Origin of the sequence: Paenisporosarcina sp. (assembly GCF_049671445.1) — a bacterium.
Lineage (GTDB): Bacteria > Bacillota > Bacilli > Bacillales_A > Planococcaceae > Paenisporosarcina.
In genome coordinates this window covers 19,796-27,877 of the sequence record NZ_JBATUX010000035.1, presented here as the reverse complement: position 1 = coordinate 27,877, position 8,082 = coordinate 19,796, and the positions used below count along the sequence as shown (strand labels likewise).

Here is an 8,082-nt window from a genome sequence, read left to right as displayed (position 1 = left end):
AACAACATCCAGAGATTAAGGCTATTTTCTCAACATATTGTGAAACTTCGACGGGGGTCTTAAATCCGATTAAAGAATTAAGTGAAGCTGTTCAACAAGTCAATGAAGCATTAATTGTTGTCGATGGAGTTTCTTGTGTAGGTGGTGTTGAAACGAAGATGGATGAGTGGGGAATTGATGTGATGGTTACGGGTTCTCAAAAAGCACTTATGCTTCCTGCAGGATTAACTTTTGTGGCAGCAAGTGCTCGAGCATGGGACGTAATCGAACAAAATGAACAACCTCGTTTTTACTTGGACTTGAAAAGATATCGCGATAATTTACTAAAAGATACTACTCCATTTACACCTGCATTGTCTTTATTATTCGGGCTGGAGCAAGCCCTTAATTTAATGGACGAAGAAGGTTTGGATGAAGTTTATAAGAGACATACATTGATGATGGAAATGACACGTGGAGCTTTTCAAGCTTTAGAAATTCCTTTATTGACTAGTGATGGTGATAGTTCTCCTACTGTCACAGCAGTAAAACCAGATGATTTTGATGCTGAAGAATTCCGGAAAATATTGAAAAAGGAATTTGGATTGTCAATTGCTGGAGGTCAGGGACATTTAACAGGAAAAATCGTTCGAATCGGTCATATGGGCTACTGCTCACCAGCTGATGTACTTCAAATTATCGGGATGGTTGAAATCGGGTTAGTGCTAATTGGAAAAGACATTGTTTTAGGTAACGGAACGGCTGCGGCTCAAAAAATTTACTTAAACCAAGGAGTGTTGACATAAATGACGTTTAATATTTTAATTAGTGATCCACTAAGCGAAGATGGGATTTATCCACTAAGACAGGCTGAGGGAATGAATATTGTAATCGAAACTGGGTGGTCTCCTGAAGAATTAGCAAATCGCATTAGTGAGTTTGATGCCTTGCTGGTTCGAAGCCAAACCCAAGTGACAGCTGATATTATCGCCAAAGCAACTAATTTGAAAATCATTGGCCGTGCAGGAGTCGGTGTCGATAACATTGATTTAACTGCAGCTACAGAGCGTGGAATAATCGTTGTCAATGCACCTGATGGGAATACAAACTCAGCTGCTGAACATACGATGGCTATGCTCATGTCACTCGCAAGGAAAATTCCTCAAGCATTTCATGCATTGAAAAATAATGAATGGGACCGCAAAAAATATGTGGGAGTTGAACTGAAAAACAAAACACTAGGAGTGATAGGCCTAGGTAGGATTGGTGCAGAGGTAGCCGCAAGAGCTCAAGGACAAAGAATGAATGTGATTGCCTATGATCCTTTCTTGACTGCTGAAAAGGCTCTGAAGATGGGTATCGACTTTGGTTCAGTAGAAGATGTACTTCGAAAAGCTGATTTTATCACTGTGCATACGCCTCTAATGAAAGAAACAAAGCATTTAATTAATGCCGATGCATTTAAGTTGATGAAAGACGGCGTTCAAATTATTAACTGCGCAAGAGGCGGCATCATTGATGAAGAGGCACTATATGATGCCATCGTCTCTAAAAAGGTGGATGGAGCGGCTTTAGATGTATTTGAACAAGAACCAGCTGTGAATCACAAGCTTCTAACTCTAGCTGAAGTGATTGCGACTCCTCATTTAGGAGCTAGTACAATTGAGGCGCAGGAAAGTGTCGCAATAGACGTAAGTCAAGACGTTGTTGATTTTTTAAATGGTGGAGTTGTTCGAAATCCTGTCAATCTCCCATCTGTATCAAAAGAAATCATGCTTAAAATTGAACCTTACTTTAACCTGTCTGAGAAATTAGGTGCGTTCTTAATGGGCTTAACAAATGAAGTAATCGAAGAAGTTAATATTTATTATTCTGGTGATTTGGCGGGATTTGAAGTAAGTCCATTGACTCGCAATACATTAAAAGGCATGTTGAAACGCCACTTAGGTGAACATGTCAACGAAGTAAATGCTAAGTTTTTCGCAGATCGTATTGGCATACAAATTAATGAACATAAATCTACAGCGTCAAGAGGATTTACGAATTTAATGACAGTAGAAGTGACAACAGCAAGTGGCACGCGCAGAGTAGCGGGCACACTATTAAATGGTTTAGGAGCTCGAATAGTTAAAGTAGATAACTATATTATCGACGTTGTTCCTGAAGGGCATATCGTATTTATTAAACATAAAGACCAACCCGGCGCGATTGGCCGAGTGGGAACACTGTTGGCAAAAGAAAATATCAATATCGCCACCATGCAAGTAGGAAGATCAACACTAGGTGGAGATGCAATCATGATGTTAACCATCGATAAACACATCGAACAAAATGAAATCGTGCGCTTGAAAGAGCTTGAAGATATTTATGATGTTACGGCGATTGATCTATAGAAGAATAATGAATAAAAGCATGGAAAATCAGCGATGATTTTCCATGCTTTTTTATAGTTTCGCCCATAGAACTGCGGTATCCGCTCATAGTCGACAGAGAAACGCTGATAGTCGACAAAAATTCGCCGATAGGTAGACTGTTCCGCTCATAGTCGACAGAAAACCGCCGATAGAGAAAAAATCGTCAGCCAGATAGACATTTGCGTCAGCAGAATGCCATCTTTTTAAGAATCAGTCTACAAATCCTCCAAAATAGGAAATAGTTCTTCCAAGTTGGTGATTTCATAGGTAGGTTTTATGTCTTTATCAGGCAACTTCTGCTCTCTATTTATCCATATAGAACGGATACCTAAACGCGATGCTCCTAAAATATCCGTCATTAAGTTATCACCTACCATTATGACTTCATCTGCTTGTAAGTTACATTGAGAGAGTGCGAACTGGAAAATGGCAGGATCAGGTTTTCCTTTTCCAAATGCACCTGAAATAACAATATGAGTGAAATAAGGGGCAAGTTCTGCTGTTATTTCAAGTTTGGTTTGTTGCAATGAAGGTGAGCCGTTTGTTAAGAGCACAAGTTGATAAGAATCATTAAGACGATCAAGTACTTGAATCGTTTCTTGGTATAAGAATGGATGGGCTTTCCGAGCTACTGGGAAATGGTCAGCCAACTGCTCGCCAAGTTCTGCATCGTCAATCCCTACGCGAAGCAATCCTTTAGTCCAAGCCTCTCGACGATAAGCGGGAACTAGTGTTTTCAGTTTTTGAAAAAGCTCTCCCTCGTCATCAAAGGTACCCCATAATCCCTCGAAAGGATTAATACCAATTTGTTTAGTAAATGGGTGTGTCTCATAGGAAGCATAGAGCAAGCTTGCTTCTATCCGAACAGCTTCTTCTAACTTAGAAGGGTCAACCGGGACTTTTTTTGCAGCCAATTGGCATGTAACTTGAAACGCGGTTTCTACACTTTTTTTGTCCCATAATAACGTATCATCTAAATCAAAAATAATGGCTTTTACCATATATGGACAGCTCCTTATTGATTAGTATTCGGACAGTAAAAGTGATGGAGAAATGACAATACAAACTTACAAAACCGTAGCTTATCACCCTGAAATTAATACGCTTTTGCCCAGTAAACCATACTGATTGCTGGACTTTCACAACACACGCAGGTATCACTTAACTGTTCTTGTTCAAATGGGATACAACGTGAAGTGGCTGTAGTTTCTTCTTTTATAAACTCTTCGCAAGCTAAATCTCCACACCACATCGCCTTAACAAACCCTGGATTATCAATGAGTTTGTTTTTAAATTCATCAAATGTCACGGCTATGGATGTATGTTGTTCACGGTGGTTTAAAGCTTTATTAAATAAATCATTCTGAATTTCTATTAGTAATGCTGGAAGTTTTATTTCAAGTTCACTCACTGGCACGATGATTTTTTCACCATTATCTCGACGTACTAACACGACTTGTTCGTTCTCAATATCTTTTGGTCCCACTTCTAAACGAACTGGTATACCTTTCATCTCGTATTCGTTAAATTTCCAGCCTGGCTTTTTATCGGTAGCATCGATACCCACTCGTGAAATACTCGACAATCGGTCTTTTAAGTCATATGCATAATCTAACACGCCTTCTTTATGTTGTGCGATTGGCACAATCATCACTTGTGTAGGAGCAATTTCAGGTGGCATAACGAGTCCTCGGTCATCACCGTGCACCATAATCAACGCACCGATAATACGTGTCGTAAATCCCCAGGATGTTTGATGCACATATTGCTGTTTGCCTTCTTTATCTAAATATTTAATGTCAAAAGCACGAGCAAATCCATCGCCGAAGTGATGGGACGTGCCGGATTGCAATGCTTTGCCATCATGCATTAAAGTCTCAATTGTATAGGTTGATTTGGCACCAGAAAATTTCTCTTTTTCCGTTTTCTGTCCCTTAACGACTGGAATCGCTAACCAATCTTCACAAAGCTGCGCATATTCATCTAACATTCGCAGCGTTTCAACTTGCGCATCTTCTTCAGTCGCATGTGCCGTGTGACCTTCCTGCCATAAAAATTCGAGTGTACGCAAGAAAGGACGTGTCGTTTTTTCCCATCGAACGACATTTGACCACTGGTTATAAAGTTTAGGTAAGTCTCGATAGGAGTGGATAATATTACTGAAATGCTCACAAAATAAAACTTCTGATGTTGGGCGAACACATAAATGTTCAGCCAATTTTTCATCTCCGCCATGGGTCACCCAAGCAACTTCAGGTGCAAACCCTTCGATATGATCTTTTTCTTTTTGAAGTAAAGACTCTGGAATAAAGAGTGGCATATAAACGTTTTCGTGACCAGTTGCTTTAATACGTGCATCGAGTGCTTCTTTCACATTATCCCATATCGCATAACCGTAAGGACGCAGAATCATTGACCCACGTACACTTGTATAATCCGCTAATTCTGCTTTTGTCACGACATCAGTAAACCATTGAGCGAAATCATCATCCATAGCAGTAATGCTTTGCACAAACTCTTTTTTCATCAGAAACACTCCTTTTTATAATGGCTAAGTTAGATTTAACTTTTGTTTATCGTGCATTTGCGCTAGCTACACATTCCGCATGAGCCAACAAGTATGAAAACCACATACTTGTGGGTCTCGTGCTTCACGCTCTTGCGGCTAACTAGGCGCAAATGCCCTTTTTTGTCTGTTCTTCAATATCATCAACATTTTTTAACAATGCTACCTAAATCAATTTCATAAATGCCTTTTTGATGAATAACTCACTAATTTTTAAAGCGTATTTCTTAGAATTTGTTAAGAATTTCGATCATTCGATTGGAGTGAAGGGCGGCGACTCCAGCGGGAAAAGTGTGAGCTGAAGACCCCACAGGAGAGCTTGCTCGACGAGGAGGCTGAGGCCATGCCCGCGGAAAGCGCCAGCCCGTAACGGAAATCAACAGAATATATGTTTTTAGAATGTTCGTGTTTATATCCGGTTTTATGAATTAGTAAGGGAGCCAACTTCCTCTCGTTTTAATCAACAGAGCCTAATAAACAAAAAAGCTCTGCGACAAACGAGGGACCAATCCATGGCGGTACCACCCTCATTTGAAGCAAAGCTTCACACTCTTACATGTTAACGACTGTCGCCGCGATAATCTTTCGACTTCGAACTCAAAGGTAGGTTCAAGAAGCGGTCTTTAGGAGTCTTTCACCACACAACTCCCTCTCTACAAAAACACGCGTTTCTTTACTAGTCCTTCTCAACGTAATTTAATATTTCTGTGATTATAGCGGTTATTGTTTTAGACTGTCAACTAATATTTGAGCAGTCGTGTGATATAATAATACAAAGAACTACTATGAAAAGAGGCCCATTATGCTAACATTTGAACAAAAAACCGCAATTATTGAATCTTTCCCTGAACTCACAAAAAAAGACGTTTCGTTAAAGCGTGTGAACTATCACTTTGAAGGTAGTCTATATGACAAAAAAACAGTCGTTTACCACTTGCATCCTAACGGTAACGGGTTTGTATTTGTTGGAGACTTAAAGAAATATGAAGCAGACAATAAAGGTATGGTCAATATTCGTGAAGCAACGGAAGAAGAGCTACATGAAATGATTGCAGATTCTATTGGCATTTTGTCTGAAGAAGAACAGTTTGAAGAAGAAGTGGTAGAAGAACAAGTGTGGAAAAACAATGAGGGTCAAGAATTGAAACTAATTCATGAAGACACTCTTTGGAATGTGTATCATGCACACAATTTGGAAGAAAGCTACGAGTCATTTGGCGAAGCGGAAGAGTATCTATTGAGTGAAGGATTCGAATTAGCTTCAAAATAATGATGAAGATTCGCAAATTATGTCCTGGTGAAAATCCGCCGTGGGAATTACTTGAGCTTGCTGATCCATCACGTATGATTGTTGAAGGCTATGTTAAAAGTAGCGGCGTCTATGTAGGAGAAATATCAGGTGAAATACGGGCTGTATATGTTCTAAAAGAAACGGAGAAAGTTGTCGTAGAAATTATGAATATAGCTGTCGATGAAGTTCATCAAGGTAAAGGATTAGGCAAACAATTAATTTCACATGCAATCAATGAGGCTTCTAAACGAGGATATGCCCAGATAGAAATTGGGACAGGCAATTCAAGTATTCATCAACTAAAACTTTATCAACAATGTGGATTTCGTATTGTGAGTGTTGACTTCGATTATTTTACTCGAAGTTACGATGAACCCATTTATGAAAATGGATTGTTGTGCAGAGATATGATTCGCTTATGTTATACATTTGAGAGCTAGGAAATTTTCTAGTTCTTTTTTCTTTAGATAAATTAATGAATTATCGATATACTTGTATTAATAATTATCGATAGGTGGTGAGCGGGTTGAATATTGAATATAAAGATAAAGTGACGAACAAGTTGTACCGAGAAGTAATTGCTTTTGCTAATGGAAGCGGCGGTACGATAAAAATAGGAATGACTGATTCGAAAAGTGTTGTAGGGTTAGAGAGTCCGTTAGCAGATGAAAACGCCTTGTATGACCAGTTAAGTAAAATGGTTGAGCCTATGCCCCTAATTGAAGTTAATCAGGAACATCTTGATGGTCAAGTAATTTTAGATGTGAAAGTAAAAGCGACCGAACACGTTTATCGTAAACGTGATACTTTATTTGAAGAAATCTATATTCGCTATGGTTCGAAAAAGAGATTATTAAGAACGCCAGAGGAAGTTCATCGTTTTATTCGTATGAGACAACTTGATGAAACTGAAAATGCCCAAACTAATACCGTTTTTAACGCTGAAGATTTCACGGAATTTGTCGATTTTGTTCAAGCACAACCTACTATTAAGGATAGTTTTGCAAATATAAATGAAGACCTTGAAGGTGTGCTCGCTTCATACAATGCGATTCGATGGAACAACGGTGAGTTTGTTTTAACGCAATTAGGTACATGGTTAGCGAACTCTTCTCAAACACGCGCGGTATTATTGCAATATAGTGGAGACCGATCCACATCTTTTTGCCAACAAGCAAGTGATTTTTCTGGATCTATTGTGACTCAATTAAGCCGGATAATGGCGATATTAAAAACGGTTCAATCCGTGTATCCAAACGATTTGATTCAACAATGTGTGGTTAATGCTTTTACTCATCGCGATTATTCTTTACAAGGTGATGTTTCAGTTGTGATTTTTGCTAATCGTGTCGAAGTAACTTCACCAGGGACTTTAGTAGAAGGTTTATCAATTGAGTCTGTTAAAAAAGGAGCTCGCATTGTTCGTCGAAATCCGCTCTTACATGCACTATTTGTCGATCTTGGTTTAACCGATGGACGGGGAGATGGAATACGTAGTGTGATGGACTCCTACAAAGACGGTGATGATAAGCCGAAAATTTCGATACAAAAAGATAGTATCGTTATAAAACTTCCACGACTTGAAAAGGTTGAAAAAACAACTTCTGAACCGAAGATTCGCAAAGAGATGACTCATGAAGAAGCCATAATGACACATTTGGTTAAACATAAGAAAGCGAAAAATATAGACATCCAACAAATATTAGGAGTCTCACCGTCTAGAGTGACACAAATTGTACGAGAAATGGTGTCGAAAGATTTATTAGTAGCAACAGGCGAGCGCAAAGGACGTATGTATACATTATCGGCATTAAACCAGGAGGAATAAGTAT

The 8,082-nt window shown here is 39.0% G+C and carries 7 protein-coding genes and 1 other annotated feature; of the genes, 5 read left to right on the top strand and 2 right to left on the bottom strand.

The features are described 5' to 3' along the window. The coding region (locus WBG45_RS05560; protein WP_424412785.1) for a pyridoxal-phosphate-dependent aminotransferase family protein at positions 1-785 on the top strand (785 nt) is incomplete at its 5' end. Continuing rightward, a complete protein-coding gene (serA, locus tag WBG45_RS05555; protein ID WP_424412784.1) occupies positions 786-2,372 on the top strand; it encodes a phosphoglycerate dehydrogenase in 1,587 nt (528 codons plus the stop codon). Between the two features lie 236 nt (positions 2,373-2,608). Here the strand turns inward: serA and WBG45_RS05550 are convergent, their stop codons facing one another. Then, entirely contained in the window at positions 2,609-3,394 is a 786-nt protein-coding gene (locus tag WBG45_RS05550; RefSeq protein ID WP_424412783.1) for an HAD family hydrolase, read from the bottom strand. Positions 3,395-3,489: 95 nt separating this feature from the next. After that, complete coding sequence (gene proS / locus WBG45_RS05545; RefSeq protein ID WP_424412782.1) at positions 3,490-4,920, bottom strand: proline--tRNA ligase; 1,431 nt, start codon at positions 4,918-4,920, stop codon at positions 3,490-3,492. A 536-nt stretch (positions 4,921-5,456) separates the two neighbouring features. Then, positions 5,457-5,658 (bottom strand) — a binding site (T-box leader). Positions 5,659-5,761: 103 nt separating this feature from the next. On the opposite strand from proS, the gene WBG45_RS05540 reads away from it, so the two are divergent. From WBG45_RS05540 to WBG45_RS05530, 3 genes are all read left to right on the top strand, one after another. Then, the gene (locus WBG45_RS05540) at positions 5,762-6,229 is read left to right on the top strand and encodes a hypothetical protein (protein WP_024536663.1); all 468 of its coding nucleotides are present in this window, start codon (positions 5,762-5,764) and stop codon (positions 6,227-6,229) included. Positions 6,230-6,231: 2 nt separating this feature from the next. Continuing rightward, entirely contained in the window at positions 6,232-6,690 is a 459-nt protein-coding gene (locus WBG45_RS05535; protein WP_424412781.1) for a GNAT family N-acetyltransferase, read from the top strand. 86 nt (positions 6,691-6,776) lie between these two features. Next, positions 6,777-8,078: an RNA-binding domain-containing protein gene (locus tag WBG45_RS05530; RefSeq protein WP_424412780.1), complete on the top strand. Its 1,302-nt coding sequence runs from the start codon at positions 6,777-6,779 to the stop codon at positions 8,076-8,078. Positions 8,079-8,082 lie beyond the last annotated feature (4 nt).

Bases quoted from the DNA above. Each gene is read 5' to 3' on its own strand.
- serA (WP_424412784.1), top strand. From the start codon at position 786: ATGACGTTTAATATTTTAATTAGTGATCCACTAAGCGAAGATGGGATT.
- WBG45_RS05550 (WP_424412783.1), bottom strand. From the start codon at position 3,394: ATGGTAAAAGCCATTATTTTTGATTTAGATGATACGTTATTATGGGAC.
- proS (WP_424412782.1), bottom strand. From the start codon at position 4,920: ATGAAAAAAGAGTTTGTGCAAAGCATTACTGCTATGGATGATGATTTC.
- WBG45_RS05540 (WP_024536663.1), top strand. From the start codon at position 5,762: ATGCTAACATTTGAACAAAAAACCGCAATTATTGAATCTTTCCCTGAA.
- WBG45_RS05535 (WP_424412781.1), top strand. From the start codon at position 6,232: ATGAAGATTCGCAAATTATGTCCTGGTGAAAATCCGCCGTGGGAATTA.